The sequence below is a fragment of the Nocardia sp. NPDC005746 genome, from assembly GCF_040630785.1.
GTDB lineage: Bacteria > Actinomycetota > Actinomycetes > Mycobacteriales > Mycobacteriaceae > Nocardia.
In genome coordinates, this window is sequence record NZ_JBEXYE010000027.1 from 1 (window position 1) to 25,611 (window position 25,611).

The window sequence follows — 25,611 nt, forward strand, 5'->3', positions numbered from 1 at the left end:
CGCTGCCCGGGCAGCGCGGCGTCGTCGTATATCCGTGTCGAGGCTACTTGCCCTCGTCCTTGACCGGGTTGCCGTTCGCGTCCAGCTTGGCGTTGAGGCCCGCTTCCTGACGCTGCTGCGGCGTGATCGGGGTCGGCGCGTCGGTCAGCGGGTCGACGCCGCCGCCCGACTTCGGGAACGCGATGACCTCACGGATCGAGTCCACCCCGGCCAGCAGCGCGGTGATGCGGTCCCAGCCGAAGGCGATGCCGCCCATGGGCGGGGCGCCGTAGGAGAAGGCGTCGAGCAGGAAGCCGAACTTCTCCTGCGCCTCTTCCTCGCCGATGCCCATCACCTGGAACACCCGCTCCTGCACGTCGCGGCGGTGGATACGGACCGAGCCGCCGCCGATCTCGTTGCCGTTGCAGACGATGTCATAGGCGTAGGCCAGCGCCGACGCCGGATCGGTGTCGAAGGTGGCCATGTGCTCGGGCTTGGGCGAGGTGAACGCGTGGTGCACCGCGGTCCAGGCCGAATAGCCCAGGGCCACATCGCCGCTCGCGGTGGCGTCGGCGGTCGGCTCGAACATCGGGGCGTCCACGATCCAGACGAAGGCCCAGGCGTTCTCGTCGATGAGACCGCACTTGCGGGCGATCTCGCCGCGAGCCGCGCCCAGCAGCGCCCGGCTCGACTTCTGCTCACCGGCGGCGAAGAAGACACAGTCGCCCGGCTCGGCGCCGACCTGCTTGGCCAGACCCTCGCGCTCGGCGTCGGTCAGGTTCTTGGCGACCGGGCCGCCGAGGGTGCCGTCCTCGTTGAAGGTGATGTAGGCCAGGCCCTTGGCGCCGCGCTGCTTGGCCCACTCCTGCCAGGCGTCGAACTGGCGACGCGGCTGCGAGGCGCCGCCAGGCATGACCACCGCACCGACATAAGGAGCCTGGAACACACGGAAGGACGTGTCCTGGAAGTACTCCATCATCTCGGTGATCTCGACCTCGAAACGCAGGTCGGGCTTGTCCGAGCCGTAGCGGCGCATGGCCTCGGCGTAGGTCATGTGCGGGATCGGGGTCGGGATGTCGTAGCCGACCAGCTTCCACAGCGCGGTCAGGATGTCCTCGGCGAGCAGGATGACGTCCTCCTGCTCGACGAAGCTCATCTCGATGTCGAGCTGGGTGAACTCCGGCTGACGGTCGGCGCGGAAGTCCTCGTCGCGGTAGCAGCGCGCGATCTGGAAGTAGCGCTCGATGCCGCCGACCATGAGCAGCTGCTTGAACAGCTGCGGCGACTGCGGCAGGGCGTAGAACTTGCCGGGTGCCAGGCGGGCCGGAACCAGGAAGTCGCGCGCGCCCTCCGGAGTGGAGCGGGTCATGGTCGGGGTCTCGACCTCGATGAAGGCGTGCTTCGCCAGCACCTCGCGGGCGGCGGAGTTCACCTTGGAGCGCAGGCGGATCGCGTGCGCCGGGCCCTCGCGGCGCAGATCCAGGTAGCGGTACTTGAGGCGGGCTTCCTCACCCGGCTCGTCATCGAGCTGGAACGGCAGCGGCGCGGCCTCGTTGAGCACCTCGAGCGCGGTCACGTTGACCTCGATCGCGCCCGTCGGCAGGTTCGGGTTCTCGCTGCCTTCGGGACGGTTCTCGACCACGCCGGTGATCTTCACGACGAACTCGTTGCGCAGCTTGTGGGCGGCCTCCGCGGGCTCGCCTTCACGGAAGACGGCCTGGGCCACACCCGAAGCATCGCGCAGATCGATGAAGATCACGCCACCGTGGTCTCGCCGCCGGGCCACCCAGCCGGTGAGGGTGACGGTCTGACCGGCGTGCTCGCTTCGCAGCGAACCAGCCAAGTGGGTGCGCAGCACGGGATTCCTTTCGACGGGACTCGAAGCACCGGTGCGGGTGACCAGGTGCAGACCCATCGTAGAGAGACACGTGGGGCGAGTGGAAACCGATATCCGCTCGCCCGTGTCAGAGTGATACGCATGACCTTCAACGAGGGCCTGCAAATCGACCCGAACCGGGTGAGCGGCGGCGGAGGACCCGGACTGGGCGGCGGCTTGGCTCTCGGCGGAGGCGCGCTGGGCATCATCGCCCTGATCGCGTCCCTGCTGCTCGGCGGCGATCCGGGCAGCATTCTGGGCCAGTTCACCGGCGCGGACTCGAACGCCAAGTCGGGCACGGCCACGACCCCCGACCATTGCAAGACCGGCGCGGACGCCAACAAGTACGTGGACTGCCGGGTCATCGCCACCGTCCAGAGCCTGGACAATGTGTGGGGCACCGAGCTGCCCAAGCAGACCGGCCGCAAATACGTGGCGCCGAAGGTGACGCTGTTCTCCGGCGCGGTGAACACCGCCTGCGGGCGCGCGTCCTCGGCGGTGGGCCCGTTCTACTGCCCCGCCGACCAGACCGCCTACTTCGACACCAGCTTCTTCCAGGAACTGGTCGACCGCTTCGGCTCCAGCGGCGGACCCCTGGCCCAGGAGTACGTGGTCGCCCACGAGTTCGGCCACCACATCCAGAACCAGCTCGGCGACATCAACAAGGCCCAGCGCGACCCCAAGGGCCCGACCTCCGGCGCGGTCCGCACCGAACTGCAGGCCGACTGCTACGCCGGCGTCTGGGCCGCCTACGCCGACAAGCTGCCCGCCCCCGGCGGCGGCCAGCCCTTCCTGAAGCCGCTGACCGACAACGACATTCGCGACGCGCTCTCCGCCGCCTCCGCCGTCGGCGACGACCGCATCCAGAAGGCCTCCACCGGCCGCGTCAACCCCGAAGCCTGGACCCACGGTTCCTCGGTGGAACGCCAGAAGTGGTTCCTCACCGGCTACAAGACCGGCCAGGTCAAGGCCTGCGACACCTACTCCGCCCAGGACCTCGGCAACCCGCCCGCCCTGCGCTGACCCCTTCCGACCCGAGGTCCCCGTCCGTGTCGGCCGCGGACCTCGCTGTTTTCCCCACCCGATCGCCGCTGACAGCAGCGGCGGCGGGTCGCGCTGGTCGCCGAGCGCGACGAGTTCGAGCAGCGCGCCCAGCACTGTCGCGCTTGGCAACCAGGATCACGTGCCCTGTCGGTGCGACCGCCGGTGAGTTGCCGCCGTGCTGCGCTTCACGTGGTGATCCAGCAGAGGACAGTGGCGGTTTCCACGCGATGTCGGATGTGCGCGTCGAGCGGCTCCGCCACAGGCGAATTCGGGCGAATCCCGCGCGCCGTGTCACATCCCGGCGTGCCGTCGGCGTGGCGCTTCGCGCCGGGATGGGTGTGCGGCCACAATCTGCGGGCGGCGGGCGGACGCCCGCCAGGGAGTTCGGAGGGATGCGATGGGAACAGCAGACTTCGGCGCGGGATCGGGCGCCACGGGTCGGCGGCGAGGGTCGCGGGCCGCGCTGACCGCGGCGGCGTGTGCGGTGTTGCTCACGGGCGCGGGCGGATTCGCGGGAGTGCGGCCGGCGGCCGCCGCTCCCCCCGCGCTGTTCACGCTGACCGCTCTGCCCGCGGGCTGGCAGACCCGGACCGATCTGCGGCCCTCCCTCGAGGTGCAGCCGGACGGGCACGCGGTGAAGCGGTCCGATCCGACCGCGCAGCCGGTGAACGGGAAGGTGCCGGCCGATGTGCTGACCGCGGCGGCGACCGAGATGAAGGCGCTGGTCACCGTCGATATGGGGACCCCGGAGGCCACCGACAAGGGCACCTCGATCATCGATTACATGCCTGAGCACCGCGACCAGGATCTGCATCTGATCGTGTACGCGCCCGAGATCACCGACGGCCTCAGTGACGAGCAGAAGGCGTCCCGCAAGCGCTTCGACGATCTGTTCCAGCGCCTGCTGAACGCCTTCACTCCGGCCTGAAACTCAGCCGACCGTCCAGGTTTCGTTGCCGGTGAGCAACTCCTGCAAGGAGTCCGGGCTCACCGGTTTGCGTTCGACGGCGGTGCCGAGCTGGGCGCGGACGCCGTCGTCGTAGGTGGGGCGGGTGACGCTGCGGAAGACGCCGGTCACCACGTGGGTCAGGTCCTGGTCGGACAGCCGCGACAGCGCGTAGGCGTATTCGGGCTGGTCGGTGTAGGCGTCGTGCACCACGATGTCGGATTCGGCGACGCCCTCGGCGCGCGCCGCCTTCAGACCGAAACCGTCACGGACCACGGCGAATTCATTGTCCGCGCCGAAGCGGATGGGCTGCCCGTGCCGCAGCCGGACCAGATGCGATTCGGCGTTCTCGCGGCGCAGCGCGTCGAAGGAGCCGTCGTTGAAGATCGGGCAGTCCTGCAGGATCTCCACGAACGCGGTGCCGCGGTGTTCGGCGGCGGCCCGCAGCACCTCGGTGAGCCCGGCCCGGTCGGAGTCCAGGGCCCGGGCCGCGAAGGTGGCTTCCGCGCCCAGCGCCACCGACAGCGTGTTGAACGGATGGTCGATGGAGCCCATCGGGGTGGACTTGGTGACCTTGCCGGTCTCCGATGTCGGCGAGTACTGGCCCTTGGTGAGGCCGTAGATCCGGTTGTTGAACAACAGGATCGTCATGTTCACATTGCGGCGCAGCGCGTGGATGAGGTGATTGCCGCCGATGGAGAGCGCGTCACCGTCGCCGGTCACCACCCAGACCGACAGGTCGGGCCGGGTGACCGCCATCCCGGTGGCGATGGCCGGGGCGCGGCCGTGGATGGAGTGGATCCCATACGCCTCCAGGTAGTACGGGAACCGGCTCGAGCAGCCGATCCCGGAGACGAACATGAGGTTCTCGCGCTCGAGGCCCAGCTCGGCCAGGAAGCCGCGCACGGTGGCGAGGATGACGTAGTCGCCGCAGCCGGGGCACCAGCGCACCTCCTGATCGGAGGTGTAGTCCTTGGCCTTCTGCGGGCCCGCCGCCTGCGGCACCCCGGACAGTCCGGTGAGGCCCAGATCGGTTCCCACGAGCAGGTTTTCGAGAATGGTCATGCCTTGCCCCCTGGGGTGCGGTAGGTCGCGCGCGCCCGTGCGGCGAAGGCCTTGTCCTGCTCCATCTCCGCGATGGAGCCGTCCAGGGCCGCGTCGATGACGCCGACCAGTTCCTGTGCTTGGAAGGCGGTGCCGGCCACCTTGGTCCACGGCTGCACGTCGACCAGGTAGCGGGCGCGCAGCAGCATGGCCAGCTGGCCGCCGTTCATCTCCGGGCAGACCACGGTGCGGTAGCGACGCAGCACCTCACCGAGATTGGGCGGGAAGGGATTCAGATGCCGCAGGTGCGCCTGTGCCACCGGCACCCCGCGCCGCCGCGCCCGCCGGCAGGCCTCGCCGATCGGACCGTAGGAGCTGCCCCATCCGATGAGCAGCAGTTCGGCGTGGCCGCCGGGATCGTCCACCGCCAGGTCGGGCACCGCGATGCCGTCGATCTTGGCCTGCCGCAATCGCACCATGAGTTCGTGATTGGCCGGTTCGTAGGAGATATTGCCGCTGCCGTCGGCCTTCTCGAGCCCGCCGATGCGGTGCGCGCGGCCCGCGGTGCCGGGCACGGCCAGCGGCCGGGCCAGGGTCTCGGGATCGCGCGCGTAGGGCTGGAACGAATCGTCCTGCGCGCCCGCGGGTTCGAAGGCCGGGTCGATCGGGGCGAGCTGCTCGACCCGCGGAATCGCCCACGGCTCGGAGCCATTGGCGATGGAACCGTCCGACAGCAGCAGCACCGGTGTCCGGTAGGTGAGGGCGATGCGGGCGGCCTCCACGGCGGCGTCGAAGCAGTCCGCGGGCGATCGCGGCGCGACCACGGGCACCGGGGATTCGCCATTGCGCCCGTAGAGCGCCTGCAGCAGATCGGCCTGTTCGGTCTTGGTGGGCAGACCGGTGGACGGGCCGCCGCGCTGCACGTCGATGATCACCAGCGGCAGTTCGGTCATGACGGCCAGGCCGATGGTCTCGCTCTTGAGCGCCAGCCCGGGACCGGACGTACTGGTCACCCCGAGTGCCCCGCCCAGCGAGGCACCCAGGGCCGCGCCGATTCCGGCGATCTCGTCCTCGGCCTGGAAGGTGGTCACGCCGAAGTTCTTGTGCTTGCTCAGTTCGTGGAGGATGTCCGAGGCCGGGGTGATCGGGTAGGTGCCGAGGAAGACCGGCAGCCCGGACAGCTGCCCGGCGGTGACGATGCCGTAGGCGAGCGCGGTATTGCCGGTGATCTGCCGGTAGGTGCCCGCCGGGAGCGTCGCGGGGGCCACTTCGTAGGTGGTGGCGAACGCCTCGGTGGTTTCGCCGTAATTCCACCCTGCCCGGAATGCGAGGATATTTGCTTCGGCGACGTCGGGGGTGGCGGCGAATTTCTCCCGCATGAACTGTTCGGTGCCGCCGATCGGCCGCCCGTACATCCAGGACAGCAAGCCGAGCGCGAACATATTCTTCGCGCGCTGCCCATCCTTTTTACCCACACCGGTCGGTTCGGTTGCACCGAGCGTCAAGGACGTCATCGGCACCCGGTGCACCACGAAATCGGTCAAGGTGTCATCGGTGAGCGGATCCCCGGCGTACCCGACCTTGGCCAGGGTGCGTTTGGTGAATTCGTCCGTATTGACGATCACTGTCGCCCCGCGCGCCAAATCCTCCAGATTCGCCCTCAGCGCAGCGGGATTCATCGCCACCAGCACATCGGGCTGGTCACCGGCGGTCAGGATGTCGTAGTCCGCGATCTGGATCTGAAACGACGACACACCAGGGAGCGTGCCCTGGGGTGCGCGGATCTCGGCGGGGAAATTCGGTTGGGTGGCAAGATCATTGCCGAATGCGGCGGCCTCGTGCGTGAACCGGTCACCGGTGAGCTGCATGCCGTCACCGGAGTCGCCCGCGAAGCGGATGACGACCCGTTCCAGTTTCTCCACCGCCAATTTCCCTGGGCCGTCGCCGTTTCCGGCCGTCGCAGAGTCGTCATGCTGCACGGTGTCCTTCGAATGAGCCATGCGCGTGCATCACTTCCTCGTCAGATGTGAGGTACCAACGCCAAACTACTCCGCAATATTCGCGACACACCCGTGAAGCGCAATGGTTTCGATCAAAAGAACCGCCGTCAGGCGAACAACGCCAACTGCGGGTCGGGCGTGTGCGATTCGACGGCGCGAACCTCGGGCTCGGCCGGTCGATCACGGTTCAAACGGTGTTTCTCCAGCAGCGGCTCGATGCGGCCGCGTAGCCACGCAGAATACTCCGGTGTCACCGAAGTTCCCCGACCATACAGTTGCCGGTAGCGGCGCAGCAGCGCCGGGTGGGCCTCGGCCAGCCAGGCCAGGAACCAGCCGCGGGTGGAACCGCGCAGATGCATGGGGAACGCCGTGACCCGGGCCGCCCCGACCTCGGCGATGGCGGCGAAGAGCGCGTCCAGATGCGCCTGGGAGTCGGTCAGATACGGAATGACCGGAGCTACCATGACATTCACGGCGAATCCGGCATCCGACAGGGCGCGCACCAGTTCCAGCCGCGCCCGGGGTGACGGCGTGCCGGGCTCGAGCCCGCGATGCAGTTCCTCGTCCAGGATGGCGATGGACACCGCGAGTTCCACCGGCACCTGCCCGGCGGCCTCGACCAGCAGCGGCAGATCCCGCCGCAGCAGGGTGCCCTTGGTGAGGATGGAGAATCCGGTCCCGGATTCGGCGAGCGCGGTGATGATGCCCGGCATCAGCCGGTAGCGGCCCTCGGCGCGCTGATACGGATCGGTATTGGTGCCCAGCGCGACGTGTTCGCGCCGCCAGGACCGTTTGTGCAGTTCACGCCGCAGGATCGGGACGACGTTGGTCTTGACCACGATCTGGGAGTCGAAGTCGGCGCCCGCGTCGAGATCGAGGTACTCGTGGGTGCCACGGGCGAAGCAGTAGCGGCACGCGTGCGAGCACCCGCGCATGGGGTTGATGGTCCAGCTGAACGGGAGGGTGCCGCTGTCGGGCACCCGGTTCAGCGCACTCTTGCAGAGCACCTCGTGGAACGTGATGCCCTCGAACTCGGGTGTCTGTACGCTGCGTACGAAACCCGCACGTTCGAGCCCGGGGAGCGCGCCGTCATCGGCGCCGAGGGTTTGCCTTTGCCAACGCACCACCCCAGTCGAACATGTGTTCTAACGAGTGTCAAGCAATCTTCTGCGTGTCGGCCTCGATCGGCCGCCCGTTGTAGAAGGCGACCAGGTCCCGGATGGTCTGCTCGGCGGGCCGCGGACGGTAGCCGAGTTCCTCGGTGGCCTTGGTGTGCTCGACGATCGGGGCGGCCAGCAGCGCGCCCATGGCCGCCTTGGAGATGCGGTCGCTGCCGAAGGCCTTGGCCACCGGCTCCATGACCGGCATGCAGGCGTTGATCACCTTGGCCGGGATCGCGAAGGCGGGCTTCATCTTCCCGTTGACCTCGGCGGCGGTGCGGGTGGCCTGGAACATGTCGGTGAAGTGGCCACCGAGCAGGTAGTTCTCGCCGGTGCGGCCACGCTCGCCGGCCAGGACCAGGCCGGTGGCGACGTCGCGCACGTCGACCAGGTCGAAGCCGCCGCTGATCATGACCGGCACCCGGCCGCGGGCGGCGTCCCACAGCGTGGTGTTGATGCGCGAGGCGGTGTTGTCGATCGGGCCGTACACGCCGGTCGGGTTGCAGATGACCGCGTCCAGGCCCTTGTCGATGACCGAGCGCAGCTCGATCTCGCCCTGCCACTTGGACCGGTCGTACACCGGCAGATCCGGGTCGATCGATCGCGGCGAGCGCTCGTTGATGACGCCGCCGCAGGAGTACTGGTTGAACGCGTGGATGGAGCTGGTGTGCACCATGCGGCGCGCGCCGACCTCGAGCGCGGCCTCGGCGACGACGCGCACACCCTCGGTGTTGACCCGCCAGGCGACATCGTTCTTGTGGGCCAGGGTGATCAGCGCGACCAGGTGGTAGACCACCTCGGCGCCGTCGAGCGCGGACCGCATCGAGACCGGATCCAGCACGTCACCGTTCACCCAGGTCACCCCGGGCTGGGTGGCACCGGCGACCCGGTCGATGGCGGTGACCTCGTGACCGCGATCAGTAAGCAGGCGAAGCAAATTGGTGCCAAGGAACCCGGCAGCGCCGGTGACTGCGACCTTCATGGTCAGAAGAATATAGAACTTGTTCTAATTTGCAAGAACGGTCACATCACGGGCGGGATGCGGACGACGTCGCGGTCGGGATGCGGGCGGCGTCACGGTGCCGACACGCCCGGTGGCGCCGCGCGGCGGCACACATCCCTCGGCGTGGGCGCGAACGCCACGCCGGACTGGACTCTCGACGGTATATATTCGGCCTTCGCATGTCCACGACGCTTGGGGGAGCTGATATGGCCGATCTTTCGGTCGACACCGTCGCGGTTCGCGCCTTCGCGGCGGCCCAGGACGGCGTGGCCGCCGACATCGCCGCCCAGGGCGGTCTGGACACCGTCACCCACGTCGCCGCCATGACCCCGGTCTTCGGGCTCATCGGCGCGGACTTCCTGGCCGGTTACGCCGTCGCCGAACTCCTGCACGACCGCGACATCACCGCCCTCGCCGGCCGCTTCGCCGAGCTCGGACGGGCCGCGTTCGGTTCGGCAGCCATCTACGAGCGCATCGACGCCGACTGCGCGGGCGGGCTCGGCGCGGTCGCCGGGCAGATCGGCGACCAGGTATGAGGCCGCTCGACTCCGGCGTCATCGGAGCCGCCCCTGCCGGTCCGGACTTCGGCGTGCTGGGAGCGCTTCGCGTGGACGTCGTCGCACCCGGCCCGATTCCGGATTTGCCGGTGGGTGTGCTGCCCGCCGATGTGCCGTCGTTCGAACCGCCCGCGTTCGTGCTCGCGCGCAAGGAGGGCGACCAGGGCGGCCCACCGGTCGCCGGTGTACCCGGCCCGATCCCCGGCGGCGGGTCCGAGCCGAGAACCCTCGGCGGCGTGATCGCACCTGCCCTCGATGGCGCGTACGGCGTGATGGCGGGTGCGCAGGCCGCCCTGGGTTCAGCGCAGGACGTTCTCGGCTCGGCGGGGACCGCGCTCGGTGGTGTGCAGGCCGCGGTCGACGGGGTGCCCGCCGCGCTCGATGCCGCGCAGGCAGCGTTCGCGCGGGCCGCCACGGATCTGGTCGCGCCCCTGCCGCCGCTGCCCGCTGATCCGGTCGGCGATCTGATGAAGGGCTTGGCGCTGCCCGCGATTCCGGGACTGGACGCGCTGTTCGCACCGTTCCTGCAACTGCTGCGAGCGTTCGGCACCGGCGTGCCGGGCCGGCTGAGTCCGACCACACTGCTCAGCACCGGGTCGAAGGCCATCGAGTCCGCGATGCTGGTTGGCAGCGGCGCGCTGCGGACGGTCGAATCCCTGTGGCAGGGAGAGGCTTCCCAGAGCGCTCAGGCGTCGGGCAGGCGGGCCGGGGATCACGGTCTGGAGACCGCCAAGCGTGGGTTCGCCCTGTCGGCGATCACCGATCAGGCCGCTGCCGTCGTTCGGCGCGGCAATATCCAGCTCAGCGCCATCGCGCAGGCTTTCGCCACGGAGGCCACCGCGCTGGCCCCGCTGATCCTGACCCCGCTCGGCCAGACCACCCTGATCGCTTCGGCCACCCGGCATCTCGGGGAGGCCGTGACGGTCGTGAACACCGCGCACGGCGAACTGTCGGTCTGCACCGCACAGGTGCAGGGGCTGATCGGGCAGCTGGTCGGGCTGGGCGGCGGCCCGGATCCGGCCACGGTCGCTCAGGCCCTGGTCCAGAATGTGGCCCGGCCGCTCCTGGAGCAGGCCGAGGACTTGCTCGAAAGCGGTTTGCCGGCAGCGACTTCCACGCCCGACGATCCGTCCCGATCGAATTCTCCGGGCGAGCTTCCGGATACTTCCGCGACCGGTGTCGGCGGGGGTGGTGGCCTCGGACACGGCGGCGGCGCGGGCGGTCTCGGCGCCGGCATGCCGTCGGCTCCCGGCGGGCCGGGCTCGTCGGTGCCTGGTGGAAGGATCACCAATCCCGCGAATCAGTTCGGCGTGGGCGCGGGCGGCGTGCCCGGTCCGGGTCTACCCGCCGGCTCGGGCTTCCTGGGCTCCCCCGCCGTGGCCGGTGCGGGCAAGGGCGGTGCGGGCGACGCACCGCACGGCCGGACGGTGCAACCGCACCGAAGTCCCACGGCCGAGAGCGAACTCACCGGCAATCTGGGCACCGTCGCCCCGGGAGTCCTCGGCGATGCCGAGGATCCGGCCGACGCCGAGCTCGATCAGCTCTGAGACAACCCGATCACTGACAACCCGATCACTCCGGAAAAGGGTGATGCCGCGGTGATCTGGACGGGTACCCAGACCACCGCGGCATCGGTGGAGACCGAAAGCGGATGTACACCCCGCGGGCTCGGCCACCGTTTCAGGGCGCGCCGGCGCACGCCGCGGTGGGTTACACCGCGGTCGGGCGCGCCTGCGCGTCGACTCCGCCGTCGATGACGAACTGGGAACCGTGGATGAATCCGGCCTGCGGACCCATCAGGTAGACGATGAGCGAGGCGATCTCCTCGGCGCGGCCGTTGCGGCCGATCGGGGAGACGAAGTTGCGGATGGCGTCGCCGTAGCGCGGGTCGTCGAGCCCGGCCTGCAGCAGCGGGGTGTCGACGCTGCCGGGGGCGACGGTGTTGAGGCGGACGCCGGCGGCGCCCCACTCGACAGCGCGCTCGCGCACGGCCACGGTGACGGCGTTCTTGGAGGCTGCGTAGGCGTAGCTGCCCGCGTAGTCCCCGGCCTGGGCGAAGGCCTCGGCCTCGGTGCCGGAGGCGATCGGGTTGTCCTCCCACTTGATATGGGTGGAGGCGACGGACGAAACCACCACGGCCGCAGGGTTCTCGCCCTTGGTGAGGGCGGGCAGCAGCGCGTCGAGCAGGGCGACGGTGGCCCGGTAGTTGATCTCCACCACCAGGTTGGGATCGGGCACCTGGGGGCCGACGCCGGCGCAGAGGATCAGGCCGTCGAGGCTGCCGCCCGAGCGCTCGAGCACCGCTTCGACCGCGGCGTTGCGGGCGTCGGCGTCGGTGAGGTCCACGGTGATGTCCGCGTTGCGCAGGTCGATGCCGATGATGTCGTGCCCGGCGGCACGCAGGGCGGCGGCGGTGGCCGCGCCGATGCCGGAACCGGAGCCGGTGATGGCGATGGTCATGGGGCGATTAGAACAAGAGGCAGAACAATCCAGCAAGCCCCGGTCGCGGATCATCTCGGCTAGCGGGACAGTGGCGGCGGGGCGTCCGGCGGGTGGATTGACTGTCCGGATCGCCCCGGAACTGATGCCTTTTGGCGAGGGTGGCGCTAGCATCAGTCGCAAAACTAGAATCGGTTCTAGTTTTTTGGCACTTGCTCACTGTCGAGAGGACGATCGATGCGCTTCACCTACGCGGAGGCGATGACCAACCCGGATTACTACATCCCCCTCGCTCAGGCTGCCGAAGCCGCCGGGTTCCACAGCATCACCGTGGCCGACAGCATCGCCTACCCGGCCGAGTCGGATTCGAAGTATCCCTACACCGCGGACGGCAATCGCGAGTTCCTCGACGGGAAGCCGTTCATCGAGACCTTCGTGCTGTCGGCGGCCATCGCGGCGGCCACCACCACGCTGCGCCAGACCCCGTTCGTGCTCAAGCTGCCGATCCGCCCGCCGGTGCTGGTGGCCAAGCAGGCCAGCTCGCTGGCCCGGCTGAGCAACAACCGCTTCGCGCTCGGCGTGGGCATCAGCCCGTGGCCGGAGGACTTCCAGATCATGGGCGTCCCGTTCGAGAAGCGCGGCAAGCGCATCGACGAGTGCATCGAGATCGTGCGCGGTCTGTCGACCGGTGAGTACTTCGAGTACCACGGCGAGTTCTACGACATCCCGAAGATCAAGCTCACCCCCGCCCCCACCGAGCCGCTGCCGATCCTGCTCGGCGGCCACAGCGACGCCGCGCTGCGCCGCGCGGTCCGCCTGTGCGACGGCTGGATGCACGCCGGCGGCAATGCCGAGGAGCTGGACAAGTACCTGGCCCGGATCGACGAGCTGCGCGCCGAGCGGGACCACAAGGGCGACTTCGAGATCCACGCGGTCTCCTACGACGGCTACACCCCCGACGGGGTGAAGCGCTGCGAGGAGAAGGGCATCACCGACCTGATCGTCGGTTTCCGCAACTCCTACGCCAAGGAGCAGGACACCGAGACCCTGGAAGAGAAGATCACCAAGATCAAGTGGTACAGCGACAACGTGATCGCCAAGCTGAGCTGAACTCTCCCGCTGAGCGGGGGCTGATCACGCCTTCTTCGCGAAGCCCAGGTCGATCACGGCGTCGCGTTCGCCGACCAGTTCCGCGACGCTGTGATCGATTCGGGTGCGGGCGAATTCGCCGATCTCCAGGTCCGGCACGATGGTGTACTCGCCGTCGGCGCAGGTCACCGGGAACGAGCTGATCAGTCCCTCGGGCACGCCGTAGGAGCCGTCCGAGGGCACCGCCATCGAGGTCCAGTCGCCGGGAGCGGTGCCCAGCACCCAGTCGTGGATGTGGTCGATGGCGGCGCTGGCCGCGCTCGCCGCCGAGGACGCGCCGCGCGCGGCGATGATGGCGGTGCCGCGCTGCTGGACGGTGGGCACGAATTCGCCGGTCACCCAGGCGGGATCGTCGATCACGGTGAGCGCGTCGCGGCCGCCGACGGTGGCGTGCGCCAGGTCGGGGTACTGGGTCGCGGAGTGGTTGCCCCACACGGTGATCCGCGCGATGTCGGCGGCCGCGGCCCCGGTCTTCGCGGCCACCTGCGCGATCGCGCGATTGTGGTCGAGGCGGGTGAGGGCGGTGAACCGTTCGGCGGGAACGTCGGGGGCATTGTTCATGGCGATGTAGGCGTTGGTGTTGGCCGGGTTCCCGACCACCAGCACCCGGACGTCATCGGCGGCGTTGGCATTGATGGCCGCGCCCTGATCGGTGAAGATCGGGCCATTGGCGGCGAGCAGGTCCGCGCGTTCCATTCCCGCGCTGCGCGGCCGCGACCCCACCAGAACGGCGATGTTCGCGCCCTCGAATCCGAGCCACGGGTCGTCGGCGATATCGATTCCGGCCAGCAGCGGGAACGCGCCGTCCTCGAGTTCCATCGCGACGCCTTCGAGCGACCCGACGGCGGCGGGAATCTCGAGCAGCCGCAGGCGCACCGGCGTGGACTTCCCGAGCAGGGCTCCGGAGGCGATGCGGAAGAGCATGCCGTAGGCGATCTGCCCGGCGGCTCCGGTCACGGTGACGGTCACTGGCGCAACGTTGCTCACGGCGATCTCCTCGCGATAGCGGCTGATCTCTCTTCGACCCTATCGACGCTCACCGCGCGTGAGGCGCGGCCGTGAGCAACGGAACACCGGCCGCGAGCTCACATCACAGGCCGCTACCAGGCCCCGGCCGCCGTCGGAGTGCGCGACCGGCGATCACCGCCGGGTGTACCGCGGCGTCCATCCGCGACGGCGGCCCACCCCGACCCGAGGGCCGCGGCAGCGTGCGCCGTCGTGCCGCGGGGGTAGTCGGTGATCGATGTCCGGTCCGCGTCGCCTCAGCGGGCGAGGTCGGCGATATCGGAGTCGGCGAGGACGATCGGCCCGGCCTCGTCGCGGGCCCGCACCAGCTGGACCGCACGGTAGAGCGGGCGTTGCTCGGCATTGGCGTCGCGGGCCTCGGCGCGCAGTTGCTGGACCAGCAGCCCGGAGATGGCCAGGGCGGCGGCGAGCGGGCATCCGGCCAGGGCGTCGGCGAGTTTGCGCAGGCCCAGAATGTGGAGTTCGCGGCCGCTGCCGGAGTCGCTGTAGATCGCCAGCGGCACGACCTGAACATCGGGGCCCGCGGTCGCGCGCAGCACGATGCGGCTGATCTTGCCGGGGTGGACGACGATCTCCACGGCCGTGGCCGCGGCCAGGTCCAGGTGGCGTTCGCCGCGCCAGGTGCGGGCGTGGATGACACTGCCGGACACGGTGATCCGGCGGCGTTGCACGGCCATGGCGTACAAGGCGGTCGGTGCGCCCAGGACCAGACCCGCCGCCAGCGCGGTCGGCCAGTGCACGAACAGCGCCATCAGCAGGCCGACCCCGATGCCGATGCCGAGCGCGGCGAGGGTGAGTTTGCGCAGCGCGGGGGCCAGCAGTTCGGGGGCGATCAGGTCGAGGCCGACCTCGCCGGATCCCGGCGTCGATTCATGAGTCACAGCGGTGCATTCGTCCAGGTCTGTAGGGTTCGCGCGGTCCGCCGGCGGGCACCGGCCCGTGCGGCGTGCGCGGGTATGTCAGCTGGCCTCTACCTCATACCCCGATTCGCGCACCCGTACGCGGATTCGGCGGAGGTTCGCCGGGCCGTAACAATGCCGCACCGCCAGGTAACAACGATGCCGCGCTGCCCGGTGGCACTGCCGCGCCCGGCGCCGAGAGCGCTCGTGTCGCAGCCAGGCCAGCCGGTCGACGACATCCTTGGTGGTTCACAGCCGCTGATCGCGACCCGGACCGGCCGTGGGGCCACGCCCGCCACGGCCACGGCGGGCGCGGCAGCCGGTTGTCACATCGTGCGGCGGCGGAGCAGGTGCCGTCGTGCGGCGGGAGCGGGCGGCGAGACCCAGCGCATCTCGGTACTGCCGGGTCCCGCCTACGCGATCAGTCCTGTTCGCCCGCAAGAGCGGCCGCGACCTGGACGACGGCCTCGTCCAGCGGGATCTGCCGCTGTTCGCCACTGCCGAGGTCCTTGAGCCCGATCTCGCCGTCGGCGACCTCGCGGTCGCCCAGGACCAGCGCGAGCCGGGCGCCGGACTTGTCGGCGGCCTTCATCGCGCCCTTCATGCCGCGCCCGCCGTAGGCGAGGTCGGTGCGGATTCCGGCCTGGCGCAGGTCGGCGGCCAGCACCACCAGGCGCTGCTTGGCGACGTCGCCGAGCGGGATGCCGAAGACCTGCACGCGCGGGGTGTGGACGGCGGTCTTGCCCTCGGCCTCGAGCGCGAGCACGGTGCGGTCGACGCCGATGCCGTAGCCGATGCCCGACAGCGCCTGCCCGCCGAGTTCGGCCATCAGCCCGTCGTAGCGGCCGCCGCCGCCGATGCCGGATTGCGCGCCGAGCCCGTCGTGCACGAATTCGAAGGTGGTCTTGGTGTAGTAGTCGAGGCCGCGCACCATGCGCGGGTTGACCACGTACGGCACGCCGAGCGCGTCGAGGTAACCGAGCACCTGCTCGAAGTGGGTCTTGGCGGATTCGGACAGGTGGTCGATCATGAGCGGCGCGTCCGCGGTCATCTCCTTGACCTCGGGACGCTTGTCGTCGAGCACGCGCAGCGGGTTGATCAGCGCCCGGCGGCGCGTCTCCTCGTCGAGCGGGAGCTTCATGAGGAATTCCTGCAGCAGGTCCCGGTACTGCGGGCGGCAGGTCTCGTCGCCGAGCGAGGTGATCTCGAGCCGGAAGCCCTCGAGGCCCAGGTTGCGGAACCCGGCGTCGGCGATGGCGATCACCTCGGCGTCCAGGGCCGGGTCGTCGATTCCGATGGCCTCCACGCCGACCTGCTGCAACTGCCGGTAGCGGCCCTTCTGCGGGCGCTCGTAGCGGAAGAAGGGCCCGGCGTAGCAGAGCTTGACCGGCAGTGGGCCGCGGTCGAGGCCGTTCTGGATGACCGCGCGCATGACGCCCGCGGTGCCCTCGGGGCGCAGGGTGAAGCTCTCGCCGTTGCGGTCGGCGAAGGTCCACATCTCCTTGGAGACGACGTCGGTCGACTCCCCCACACCGCGCGCGAACAGGGCGGTCTCCTCGAAAACCGGCAGCTCGACATGCCCGTATCCGGCCAGTCGCGCGGTCTCCACCAGTCCGTCACGGACGGCGGCGAACTCCGCGGAGGTGGGGGGCAGATAGTCGGGGACCCCCCTCGGGGCACTGAAGCTGCTGGTCTTGGTCACGATTGTCAAGTTTCCACCACGGCCGCGCGACAAGTCCAACCGGTTACCGGCCCGGCCCTCATATGTAGGTTTTTCTCAGCGAATGCAGGTAATGTCTGCCGCGGCCGCTGGGCTGACGGGCTCGTTTGTGCTGACGGCCCAAGTCTGTACAGACATCAGATACCGACCGTTCACGGAGGGACAGTTAGTGCCGAGCAATGAACAGCGACGCGCTGCGGCGAAACGGAAGCTGGAGCGTCAACTCGAGAACCGGGCCCAGCGCGCGCGCAAGCGCAAGCAGCTCACCATCGCGGCGTCGGCGCTGGGCGTCGTGGTCGCCGTGGCGGCCGGTGTCGGCATCTACTTCCTGACCAAGGGCGATGACAACAGCAGCAACAGTGCGAAGGCGTCCGAGACGCCCGACGCCTCGCTGACCGCCGCTCCCCCGCCGGCCGCGAAGGCCAAGCCGGCCTCGGTGAGCTGTGAGTACCGTCCGTCGCAGAAGCCCGCCGACAAGCAGGTGAGCGCGCCGGGCACGGCCAACATCACCGCCGCCGGTCAGGTGAAGGCCACCATGGACACCAATCAGGGCCCCATCTCCATGACCCTGAATCCCGGCGAATCCCCCTGCACGGTCAACAGTTTCGAGTCGCTGGCCAAGCAGAAGTACTTCGACGCGACCAGCTGCCACCGCATGACCACCGGTAAGGGTCTGCAGGTGCTGCAGTGCGGCGACCCGTCCGGCACCGGAATGGGCGGCCCCGGTTACGAATTCGACAACGAGTACCCGACTGACCAGTACGCGGCGACCGATCAGGCCGCGCAGTTCCCGGTCGAGTACAAGCGCGGTGTGCTGGCCATGGCCAATGCCGGCCCGGGCACCAACGGCAGCCAGTTCTTCCTGGTCTACGGCGATTCCCAACTGCCGCCGCAGTACACGATCTTCGGCACGGTCGACGAGGCCGGGCTGGCCACCCTCGACAAGATCGCCAAGGGCGGCGTCGCGGGCGGCGGTCAGGACGGCAAGCCGGCCATGGATGTGAACATCCAGTCGGTCCAAATCAACTGACCAGCATGGTATTTCGGCCCCGGCGCGAATCGCGCCGGGGCCGTTGCTTTTCCGGCGAAAGTCTCGGGAAGGTCCCGTTGAACCTCTCGCGTAAGGCTTCCCTAACCAAAGAAAATCCTGAGTTTTCCCTCACCTGCCGGAATTGTGCGATATATGCTGGATCGCGACGCGCGCGTACGGCGGTTTCAGAGTTTTCGCTGGTAATCTCGTAGAACGGAGTACCAAGGCGAAGTAAAGCCCACGGGCAATCCCCACTCGGGCCGCCGCTTTGCCCCATGTTCTCCGGGTGTCCGCGTTTGCAGGCGGGACGACCTATGCGCAACCACCGTTCGTGTAGCGATGTCCGTGACGAAGCACCATCATCCATAGTGATCCAACTGCAGCATCGGGGAGCAGGCAATGGCCGAGGAACTCGACGACATCGGCCGCGAGACGGCGGCGATGATGAGGCAAATGTTGCAGCTCGCGACACTTGTCGCGCTGCGCACCCGGGAACGTGGCCAGAAGGAAGCGGAAGCGCGTGTCAGGGTCACCGAGGCCCGCCAGAAGGAAGGCCGTGAGCGCCGGTTGCGTGAGGCGGCCGATGCCAAGGCCCGCGATCCGCGTAACCGTGAACTCTCGCGAATCCTGGAGCGCCCCACGCTCGAACGCGGCGGCGTCTCCCTCGAGAAGGATCGCTTCTCGGCGGCGACCGAGGCCTCCCGCATGGCCGCGCAGCAGGCCGGTCGCGGTGGCGCCCGGTACGACTCGGTGGAGCGGCGAACCGCTCTGGCCCAGCATCTTTCGCGCATGGGCATCTCGCCGGAACTGCAATCGGTGCGCATGCTGATGGAAGTCGGTCAGGCGCAGTCCGCTCAGGACGCCGTGCGGATCCGCGAGCAGGAGGCGGCTCAGCGTCGCGTCCGCGAGCAAGAAGCCCACGAGCGGGAGCGCGAACGCGCCCGCTCGCGCGAACGAGTCTGAGTACCAGTCGTTTCGGCTGTTGTGATGTGTACCGTGGCGGATCGCCTTGCGATCCGCCACGATCCGTTTCCGGGGCCTAGAGCGGGAACTCGCCCATGGTGGGATTGCTGAACAGGCCCTGCTGCGGCGACTTCAACGGCAGCGGCGTCAGCATGTCCTTGTGCCCGTTGCGCACACTGCAGTACTTGAACGGGCCCTTGGGGTCGAACAGCTTCGCCATGTGCGGGTCGGCGTGGTCGAGGAACCACACACTCAGTCCGGTCTTGCCGTCGTGGCGGAAGTGTTCCCACGCCCGCCACATGGCATCCAGTCGCGCGACCGCCTCGGCGTGCTTCCACCATTCCGGACACCACACGGTGTCGCTGATGTCGGTCACCTGCCGGCGGTACACCAGACTCAGGTAGTTCTCGACGAACTCGACCACGCTCTGGTAGACCATGCGCTGCGGCTCGTCGGGACGACGGCCGCGGGAGTCGTCGAAGGGGAAATTGTCGGGGTGCTGCTCGTCGCTCACAGCGGTCGGACCTCCTTGGGAGCCGCGACATCCGGGATTGTCTCTTTGATCAGCGCGGGACTGGTCAGATCATCGATGGTGGTCTTCTTCGTCGGTGACGGGTCGTGCGCCTCGATGGAACGCTCCACCGCGGCCGCGTCGGCGCCCTCCCACCACGGGACGGTGCGCAACAGCACCGCCGGTGTGCCGGAGGAGAACAGGATCGCGCGCCCGCGCGGCAGGGTGGCCAGGGCGTGCGCGTTGAAGGTGCGCGAGGAGCTCAGCGAACGCGAATAGCTCTTGCCGCCCTTGGATTCCGACACCGACTGCGCGATCGAGTCGTAGTCGCCGATGGCCTCGGAGCGCTGTTGCAGGAAGGCCATGTCGTCGATGCCGCTGCCGATCACCTTGATATTGGCCGCGCCCCAGAGCGCTTCCATGCCGTCGGGTCCCCAGCAGCGCGCGCCCTGGGCCCAGGACTGCAGCACCGTCATCACCACGATGCCGCGAGATCCGAAGTGGCTGTACTGCTTCGGCAGATCCTTCCAGCGCACCACGTTCGCGGCCTCGTCGAGCGCGGCCAGCAGCGGCACCGGCAGGCGGCCGCCGGGCGAGCGGGACGCCTTGTGGGTGGCGACCTCGATGACCGCCGCGGTCAGCGCGCTCACCAGCGGCGCGGCCGAGCCCCGGCCTTCCAGGGACAGGCAGTACAGGGTGCCGTTGCCCTCCAGGAAGGCGAGCTCGTCGAAGGGTTCGCGGCCGCCGTTGGGGATGATCCACGGCTGGATGTGCGGCAGTTTCAGGCAGCGGATCATGGCCTTCGCGCCACCGAAGATGCCGTCGCGGGTACGCACGTCGAGGTTGTACTGCCCGGCCAGGCCCTCGGCCATGTAGTGCTTGGCACTGCGGCGCAGGATTTCCACGGGCGTGGTGTCGAGTGGGTTGTTCACCCATTCCCACGCGCGCAGGATATTGCTGCCCTCCAGGCCCGCGGCCAGGAACAGCGCCGCGAGCAGGTCCTCGGCTTCGGGGTCGAAGTAGGAGTCGGCGCCGCCGCCCGCCGAGGGGCTGCCCTCGGCGTCGGAGAAGTGCCCGGCCAGGCTGACCGCGCGCACCTCGGCGCCGGGGCGGTGCACGTCGACCCAGGCCAGCGGATCCCAGTACCACTGGGGTTCCTGCTGGGCCTGCCAGTCGTGCGAATCCGGGGCCACGCCTTGCGGATCGAAGACGAAGATCGGGGAACCCTTGCCCGCGCGCACATCCCGGGTAGCGTCGACGACGTCACGCTTGTTGGAGGTGACGACCACCGGGCCGATGGCGGCCAGCACCGCCGGGATGACCCGGGAGGTGGTCTTGCCCTGGCGCGGTCCCCAGATGTCGACCTGCAGGTCCTCGTAGGAGCCGTACATCATCTCGCCGTCGGCGACCGACATGCCGATCGGAATGCCCGGCACCAGTGCGTCTCCCGGCCGCATGAGCGATCCGGGGATGACCTTGTCGCCGGTGAGGTGGGTGTGCAGCGGGACGCCCATCTTCCCGGCCTTCTCCCGCACCCCGGCCAGGGTGAGCGCCTTGATCGCGCCGCCGGACCCCATGTGGTCGGCCTTGTCGTCGATGGCCAGGCGGCCCTTCTTCGAGGTCTCGGCGCGGTGGCGCTTGTAGAACACCCAGCCCGCCGTCCCGGCGACCACCAGCACCACGATGACCGTGGCGGCTGTGGGCCAGCGCACCTGGCCCTTGATCAGGTTGACGACGATGGCGATCGGGTTGATCGGCAGGTTCTGGCGCGGGGAGCTGAGCAGATTGCCCAGTTGTACTGCCAGCCACAGGGTTCCGAAGATATAGAAACCCGCGTACACGAGGTGCAGGGTGCGGTCTGGACCCGGATCGGCCGGGTCCTGCACCGGTGTCTTCGCCATCTCTATCCTCCTGGGATGACCTGTGAGTCGTTGCCACTCAACGGAATTCGTCCAGCAACCAGCTACCGTCGGGGCCACGCACGACGGTGGCGACGACCGTGGCCGGGGGTAGCTTTTCCCGCCTGCCGTCCGGGTGGACGACCGTCTGCTCGATACCGATCTTGTACTGCTGCCGGTTCGGGTCGGCGCCCGCGGGCGCCTTCTCGCCGGAGGCGAACGCGAACGCCTCGACGTGCGCGTTCTCCTTGGCCCATTCGGCCCACCGCAGCGTCGGGCGCGGTGTGTCCACGGCGGTGGACGGATTGTCCAAGGTGCGGATCAGGGTGGGGCCCAGCCATTTCCGAGCGCGTCGCAGTGCGTCGCCCTCGGATTCGGTGGCCGGGTACCAGGTGTAGATCTGCTGCAGCGCCGCCACCGCGACCCCGTCGGGGGTGGTGGGGTCGGGCGCGGGCGCGACCTCCAGCAACCGGGTGGTGGTCGTGGGTGCTTGCCCGGCAGGCGGATTCGAGCCGCCGCCGTTCGAGCCGCCGCCGGAACAGGCGGTGGCCAGCATCGTGACGCTCACCACCAGCATCACCACCCCAATCGGACCACCCTTCCAGGCTAGTCTCCGGGTCCGGCGCGCGCGCCATACCAGCCGGTTTCGGTGCTCGGCGTGTCCAGCCCCGTTGCGGCCGTTCGGGTCTTCGTCGCGGCAGCGGCTCATGTGCCGCGCTTGGCGTCGTGGAGGGTTTCCACCAGCGAGCGATTCATCTCCGCGGCCGCGGCCAGCTGTTGTTGCAGCAGCGCCACCTTGCGGCGCAGCGCGACCGCGTCCATGCGCTCGAGGCCGGGGGTCTCGGCGGCGCGCACCCAATTGCGCACCGAATTGGTGTGCACGCCGATCTGTTCGGCCACCACCCGGCATGCCTCGGATTCCGAGCGCAGCTTGCCGGTCAGCGCGATGACCTGTTCGACCGCGGCCTGCCGGACCTCCGGCGACACTCTTCGATACGACCGGTGCGGCATCATGCGGCGCTCCCCTCGTCCGAGCCGGACTCCGTGCCCGCGCCGCGCGTGGCGGTGGTCTCGGTGAATTCGCTGAAACGCTGGTTGGTGTCGTGGATTCCGCTCTCCCGCTCGGAGAGCGTGAACTCCATCTGGAACGGGATGCCGGGGCGGCGGTCCTCGCCGATCTTGAGCAGGAACTTGCCGGTGCCGGGCGCGGGCGGGCGTTGCTGGCCCGGCTTGAGCGCCTCACCGGTGAGCGCCTGCGGCGCGGACCAGCTGGTCACCATGTCCTCCTCGGCGGAGGTGAACGGCACGGTGGAGTCCAGCCGTGCGATCTCCTCGGCCGGCAGCGCGCCGAAGATCTTGGCGCGGGCCCGTTCCAGGAAGCCGAGCGCCTTGGCGATGGCGGCCTCGGAACCCAGCGCCTGCAGGTCCTTGATGGTGTGGCTGATCATGATCAGCGAGGTGGCGATGCCGCGCTGCAGACGGGTGAGCTCGTCGACGCGGTCGACCATGAAGTCGCCCAGGCCCAGCACCTGCCACAGCTCGTCCATCACGACCTGGAAGTAGCGTTGCGGGCCCAGGTCGGCGTCGGCCAGCACGTGCGCCGCCTCCACCGAGGCGAAACCGTCGGCCCAGCAGGCCAGCATGACCGCGGCCTTGAGCTTCTTGTCGCCGGTGGGGATGTGGGAGACGTCGATGCAGACCGCGGTCGCGCCGGTGTCGATGGGAGTCGTGGTCTGGCCGTTGAAGATCGCGCCGAACGGGCCCTGGGTCAGTGCGCGCAGGGAGCGACGCAGTTCCTTGATGGCGTCCGCGTACTCCTCGATATCGTCCGCGCCCGCGTCCAGGCGCAGTTCGTCGCCGCCGGCGACCACCACATCCAGGAGATCCTCCATGATCGGCGGATTCTCGGGGGTGAAGGTACTGCCGTCGCGGTAGAGGATGCGCAGACCGGTCGAGATCAGGGTCTCCTCGAAGTCGCGCACGCGCTCGCCGCGCACCAGCTCCACCAAACCGGCGACCAGGGTGACCTGGCGGGCCCGCATCTCCTGCATGACCTGCGTCTGGAGTTCGGGAAAGTCGTCGAGCCGCGGCACGATCGAGCCCAGCACGCCCGCGGCGAGCGGGTTCAGCTTGCCGTGCCCGTAGCCCAGATCGATGACCTGACCGCCGACCAGCTCCACCAGCTTGCGGTAGTCGGGCTTGACGTCGGCCAGCACCAGCGGCGTGATGCCCTGCGCGACACCGCCGAGCACGATCCGGCGCACCAGCGAGGACTTGCCGAAACCGTTGAGGCCCAGGACGAACAGGCTGGGCGCGGTGATGAAACTGCCGCGCATGAACCAGTTCATCGGGTCGAAGCAGACCGGAGCGCCGGTGTGCAGGTGCGAGCCCAGCGGGGTGCCGATGAGCGGCGCGCCCGCGCCGACCGACCACGGCCACAGGCCCGCGACCTGCGCGGTGGTGGCGCGATACTCGACGGGACGGCCGACCACGTTCATCCGCCCGCCGCCCGCGCCGATGTACCCGCGATCGGTGAGTTGCGCGGTGGTCCGGTCGAATTCGTCGAAGCTGCCGTACTCGATGCGCTCGGCCCGCGCCGCGAAGTTGCGCCGCCGCAGGTCGTCGGTGTGCAGCCGGAAGGTGGCCCAGGCCGCCTTGATCCCGTTGCCCTCCCGCGCGGTCACCTCCAGCTTGGCCCGCTGGGTGTCGTCGAGCAGCTTGGGTCCGGACTGCTTCTTCTTGGCCGCCGCCTTGCGCGCCGCGGCCCGCTTGGCCGCCGCCTCCCGCTCGGCCTGATCGAGGTCCTTGTCCCGCTTGTTCTTCCGGAGTCCGCCGCGCCCGCGCTCCTCCGCGGTGGACCGCTCGGGGCGGCCATTGCGCGTGGGCCGGTTGCGCGCCGGCCGCTCCCCCGCGTCGCTCTCGGGCCGCGCCGATCGCGTTCGCCCGGGAGTTCCGGTGCGGCCGCCCAGATGCACCCGATCCGCGTCGGTCGCCCGGCCGCGTCCTTCGGACCCGCTGCCGCGCCGCGCATCCCGCTCGCCGTCACCGCGCCGCGCGTCCCGGTCGCCGGTGGCGCGCCGCTCGCGCGGGAGGTCACCTTCGCCGCGGCGGTGGCCGTCGGCGCCGCGGTGAGCTTCGGCCGTGCGGTGTCCGTCGGCGTTGCGGCGGTCACGTCCGGGATCTCCGTCGGCACGCCGACGTTCACGCCCGAGTTCGCCTTCCACGCCGCGACGTTCACGGCCGGGGTGTCCCTCGCCCTCACGTCGGTCACGGCCGCTGCGCCCGTCGCCGTCGCGCCGTCCACGCGCGGAGTCACTCGCGGCGCTCCGGCGGTCACGCCCGTCACCGCTCTCGGCAGCGCGCCGGGAGCGCCGGGGATCTTCGTCGCCGGGACGTTCACGCTGTGGACGCTCGCCGGTCTCCGCGCGGCGCGCGGTGCCGCGGCCGGGCTCGACCTCACGAGTCCGCTTGCGCTCCATGCGATCCCCCTCGGTTCGTTCCGGCCCGCGTGCCCGCCCGCGCTCCGCGGCCACGGAGCCCGCGCCGCCTTGCACAGCAGCACCCGGATCCGGCGCGTCGCGCACCGCGAGCTCGCGCCCACGGGAAGCAGCGTCACGCGAGGACGTCTCGGACGCGCGGCTGTCACCGAGGGCCGCACTCGAATCGGTGTTCTCGCCACCGGGTTCGAGGGCGGGCAGAGCCGGAAGCCGCCGCTTCGGCGACGTACCGCTCCGTGCTACGGCGATGTCATCGCGACCGGTCGCTTCGACCGCTCCGGCAGCCTCCTGCGCGCCACGGGTCACCGTTGCCGTCCGGGATTCCCCCGGGCCCGGACGACCTGCCTCCGCGCGCACGCCGCCCGGCTCGAACTCACCGCGGCCCGCCGACACACCCGTTTCCCCGGCGCGATCGCCGAGACCGGGTGCGGGAATGACCGATTCGGCACGATCGGCCGACGCCCGGCCGCTGGTCGAGTGGGACTCCGAGTCCCCGGGCCCCCGGCCGGGGACTCCGGGCTCCGAGCCCCGGACCGGATCGTCCTGTCGTGCACCGAGAGCCGCGTTGTCCCAGGCCCCGGTGTCGGCGCGGCGCGCCTCGCCGGCGTCTCCGTCGGCACCGGACCGCGCCGCGGTGTCCGCGAACTCCGCCGAGTAGTCGATCGGAGTGTCGCGGCGGAGCATGCGGCGGTCCGGGAGGGTGCCGCGGCGGGGGCGGTGCTCGTCGCGCATGACGCGGGAGCCGGTGGGCGGGTAGGGGTCCGCGTCGTCGTAAGCGTCGGCGGGCGCCTGCTCCCGCCGCGAGCCGCGACGCGCAGGGGGTGGCGCGGCGTCGCGTTCGCGGACGGGCGGGTCGAGGTCACGTGACAT

At 69.7% G+C, this 25,611-nt stretch carries 20 protein-coding genes and 1 pseudogene; 7 read left to right on the plus strand and 14 right to left on the minus strand.

Annotation, left to right across the window (positions count from 1 at the left end):
• Positions 1-43: 43 nt before the first annotated feature.
• Positions 44-1,837 carry an aspartate--tRNA ligase gene (gene aspS / locus ABZ412_RS32635; protein WP_357288089.1) on the minus strand — a complete coding sequence of 598 codons (1,794 nt, stop codon included), beginning with the start codon at positions 1,835-1,837 and terminating at the stop codon, positions 44-46.
• 120 nt (positions 1,838-1,957) lie between these two features.
• Between aspS and ABZ412_RS32640 the strand changes: the two genes are divergently transcribed.
• Positions 1,958-2,878, plus strand: coding sequence for a neutral zinc metallopeptidase (locus tag ABZ412_RS32640; protein ID WP_357288092.1), 921 nt, complete (start codon positions 1,958-1,960; stop codon positions 2,876-2,878).
• Between the two features lie 418 nt (positions 2,879-3,296).
• Positions 3,297-3,827 carry a hypothetical protein gene (locus tag ABZ412_RS32645; protein WP_357288094.1) on the plus strand — a complete coding sequence of 177 codons (531 nt, stop codon included), beginning with the start codon at positions 3,297-3,299 and terminating at the stop codon, positions 3,825-3,827.
• A 3-nt stretch (positions 3,828-3,830) separates the two neighbouring features.
• On the opposite strand, the gene ABZ412_RS32650 is transcribed toward ABZ412_RS32645, so the two are convergent.
• The 4 genes from ABZ412_RS32650 to ABZ412_RS32665 form a co-directional block, all read right to left on the minus strand.
• Positions 3,831-4,910, minus strand: coding sequence for a 2-oxoacid:ferredoxin oxidoreductase subunit beta (locus tag ABZ412_RS32650; protein WP_357288097.1), 1,080 nt, complete (start codon positions 4,908-4,910; stop codon positions 3,831-3,833).
• Entirely contained in the window at positions 4,907-6,889 is a 1,983-nt protein-coding gene (locus ABZ412_RS32655) for a 2-oxoacid:acceptor oxidoreductase subunit alpha (RefSeq protein WP_357288100.1), read from the minus strand. The genes ABZ412_RS32650 and ABZ412_RS32655 overlap by 4 nt, the downstream gene beginning before the upstream one ends.
• 107 nt (positions 6,890-6,996) lie before the next feature.
• Positions 6,997-8,013, minus strand: coding sequence for an Rv2578c family radical SAM protein (locus tag ABZ412_RS32660; protein WP_357288102.1), 1,017 nt, complete (start codon positions 8,011-8,013; stop codon positions 6,997-6,999).
• A gap of 31 nt (positions 8,014-8,044) precedes the next feature.
• Complete coding sequence (locus ABZ412_RS32665; protein WP_357288105.1) at positions 8,045-9,031, minus strand: NAD-dependent epimerase/dehydratase family protein; 987 nt, start codon at positions 9,029-9,031, stop codon at positions 8,045-8,047.
• A 227-nt stretch (positions 9,032-9,258) separates the two neighbouring features.
• Here ABZ412_RS32665 and ABZ412_RS32670 point away from each other — a divergent pair, with 227 nt between their 5' ends.
• Both ABZ412_RS32670 and ABZ412_RS32675 read left to right on the plus strand, forming a co-directional pair.
• The gene (locus ABZ412_RS32670) at positions 9,259-9,588 is read left to right on the plus strand and encodes a type VII secretion target (RefSeq protein WP_357288108.1); all 330 of its coding nucleotides are present in this window, start codon (positions 9,259-9,261) and stop codon (positions 9,586-9,588) included.
• Positions 9,585-11,156 (plus strand): hypothetical protein, encoded by a 1,572-nt coding sequence (locus ABZ412_RS32675; protein WP_357288111.1) that lies wholly within the window; start codon positions 9,585-9,587, stop codon positions 11,154-11,156. Before ABZ412_RS32670 ends, ABZ412_RS32675 begins: the two co-directional genes overlap by 4 nt.
• Positions 11,157-11,319: 163 nt before the next feature.
• Here the strand turns inward: ABZ412_RS32675 and ABZ412_RS32680 are convergent, their stop codons facing one another.
• Positions 11,320-12,069, minus strand: coding sequence for an SDR family oxidoreductase (locus ABZ412_RS32680; protein ID WP_357288113.1), 750 nt, complete (start codon positions 12,067-12,069; stop codon positions 11,320-11,322).
• A 195-nt stretch (positions 12,070-12,264) separates the two neighbouring features.
• Between ABZ412_RS32680 and ABZ412_RS32685 the strand changes: the two are divergent.
• Positions 12,265-13,158, plus strand: a pseudogene (locus tag ABZ412_RS32685) (TIGR03619 family F420-dependent LLM class oxidoreductase); the annotation flags it as partial.
• Between the two features lie 24 nt (positions 13,159-13,182).
• Here ABZ412_RS32685 and ABZ412_RS32690 read toward each other — a convergent pair.
• From ABZ412_RS32690 to hisS, 3 genes are all read right to left on the minus strand, one after another.
• Entirely contained in the window at positions 13,183-14,184 is a 1,002-nt protein-coding gene (locus ABZ412_RS32690) for a malate dehydrogenase (RefSeq protein WP_357288116.1), read from the minus strand.
• A 275-nt stretch (positions 14,185-14,459) separates the two neighbouring features.
• Positions 14,460-15,104, minus strand: a complete 645-nt coding sequence (locus tag ABZ412_RS32695) for a hypothetical protein (protein WP_357288119.1) — start codon at positions 15,102-15,104, stop codon at positions 14,460-14,462.
• A gap of 439 nt (positions 15,105-15,543) precedes the next feature.
• The gene (gene hisS / locus ABZ412_RS32700; RefSeq protein WP_357288122.1) at positions 15,544-16,824 is read right to left on the minus strand and encodes a histidine--tRNA ligase; all 1,281 of its coding nucleotides are present in this window, start codon (positions 16,822-16,824) and stop codon (positions 15,544-15,546) included.
• 187 nt (positions 16,825-17,011) lie between these two features.
• On the opposite strand from hisS, the gene ABZ412_RS32705 reads away from it, so the two are divergent.
• A complete protein-coding gene (locus tag ABZ412_RS32705) occupies positions 17,012-17,872 on the plus strand; it encodes a peptidylprolyl isomerase (RefSeq protein ID WP_357288125.1) in 861 nt (286 codons plus the stop codon).
• 399 nt (positions 17,873-18,271) lie between these two features.
• Positions 18,272-18,835 (plus strand): hypothetical protein, encoded by a 564-nt coding sequence (locus ABZ412_RS32710; RefSeq protein ID WP_357288128.1) that lies wholly within the window; start codon positions 18,272-18,274, stop codon positions 18,833-18,835.
• Between the two features lie 76 nt (positions 18,836-18,911).
• Here ABZ412_RS32710 and ABZ412_RS32715 read toward each other — a convergent pair whose 3' ends face one another.
• From ABZ412_RS32715 to ABZ412_RS32735, 5 genes are all read right to left on the minus strand, one after another.
• Positions 18,912-19,349 (minus strand): DUF4913 domain-containing protein, encoded by a 438-nt coding sequence (locus ABZ412_RS32715; protein ID WP_357288131.1) that lies wholly within the window; start codon positions 19,347-19,349, stop codon positions 18,912-18,914.
• The gene (locus ABZ412_RS32720; protein WP_357288133.1) at positions 19,346-21,247 is read right to left on the minus strand and encodes a TraM recognition domain-containing protein; all 1,902 of its coding nucleotides are present in this window, start codon (positions 21,245-21,247) and stop codon (positions 19,346-19,348) included. The genes ABZ412_RS32715 and ABZ412_RS32720 overlap by 4 nt, the downstream gene beginning before the upstream one ends.
• 37 nt (positions 21,248-21,284) lie before the next feature.
• Complete coding sequence (locus ABZ412_RS32725; protein ID WP_357288253.1) at positions 21,285-21,821, minus strand: hypothetical protein; 537 nt, start codon at positions 21,819-21,821, stop codon at positions 21,285-21,287.
• 128 nt (positions 21,822-21,949) lie between these two features.
• Entirely contained in the window at positions 21,950-22,258 is a 309-nt protein-coding gene (locus tag ABZ412_RS32730) for a transposase (protein ID WP_357100470.1), read from the minus strand.
• Entirely contained in the window at positions 22,255-25,611 is a 3,357-nt protein-coding gene (locus tag ABZ412_RS32735; RefSeq protein WP_357288135.1) for a hypothetical protein, read from the minus strand. The genes ABZ412_RS32730 and ABZ412_RS32735 overlap by 4 nt, the downstream gene beginning before the upstream one ends.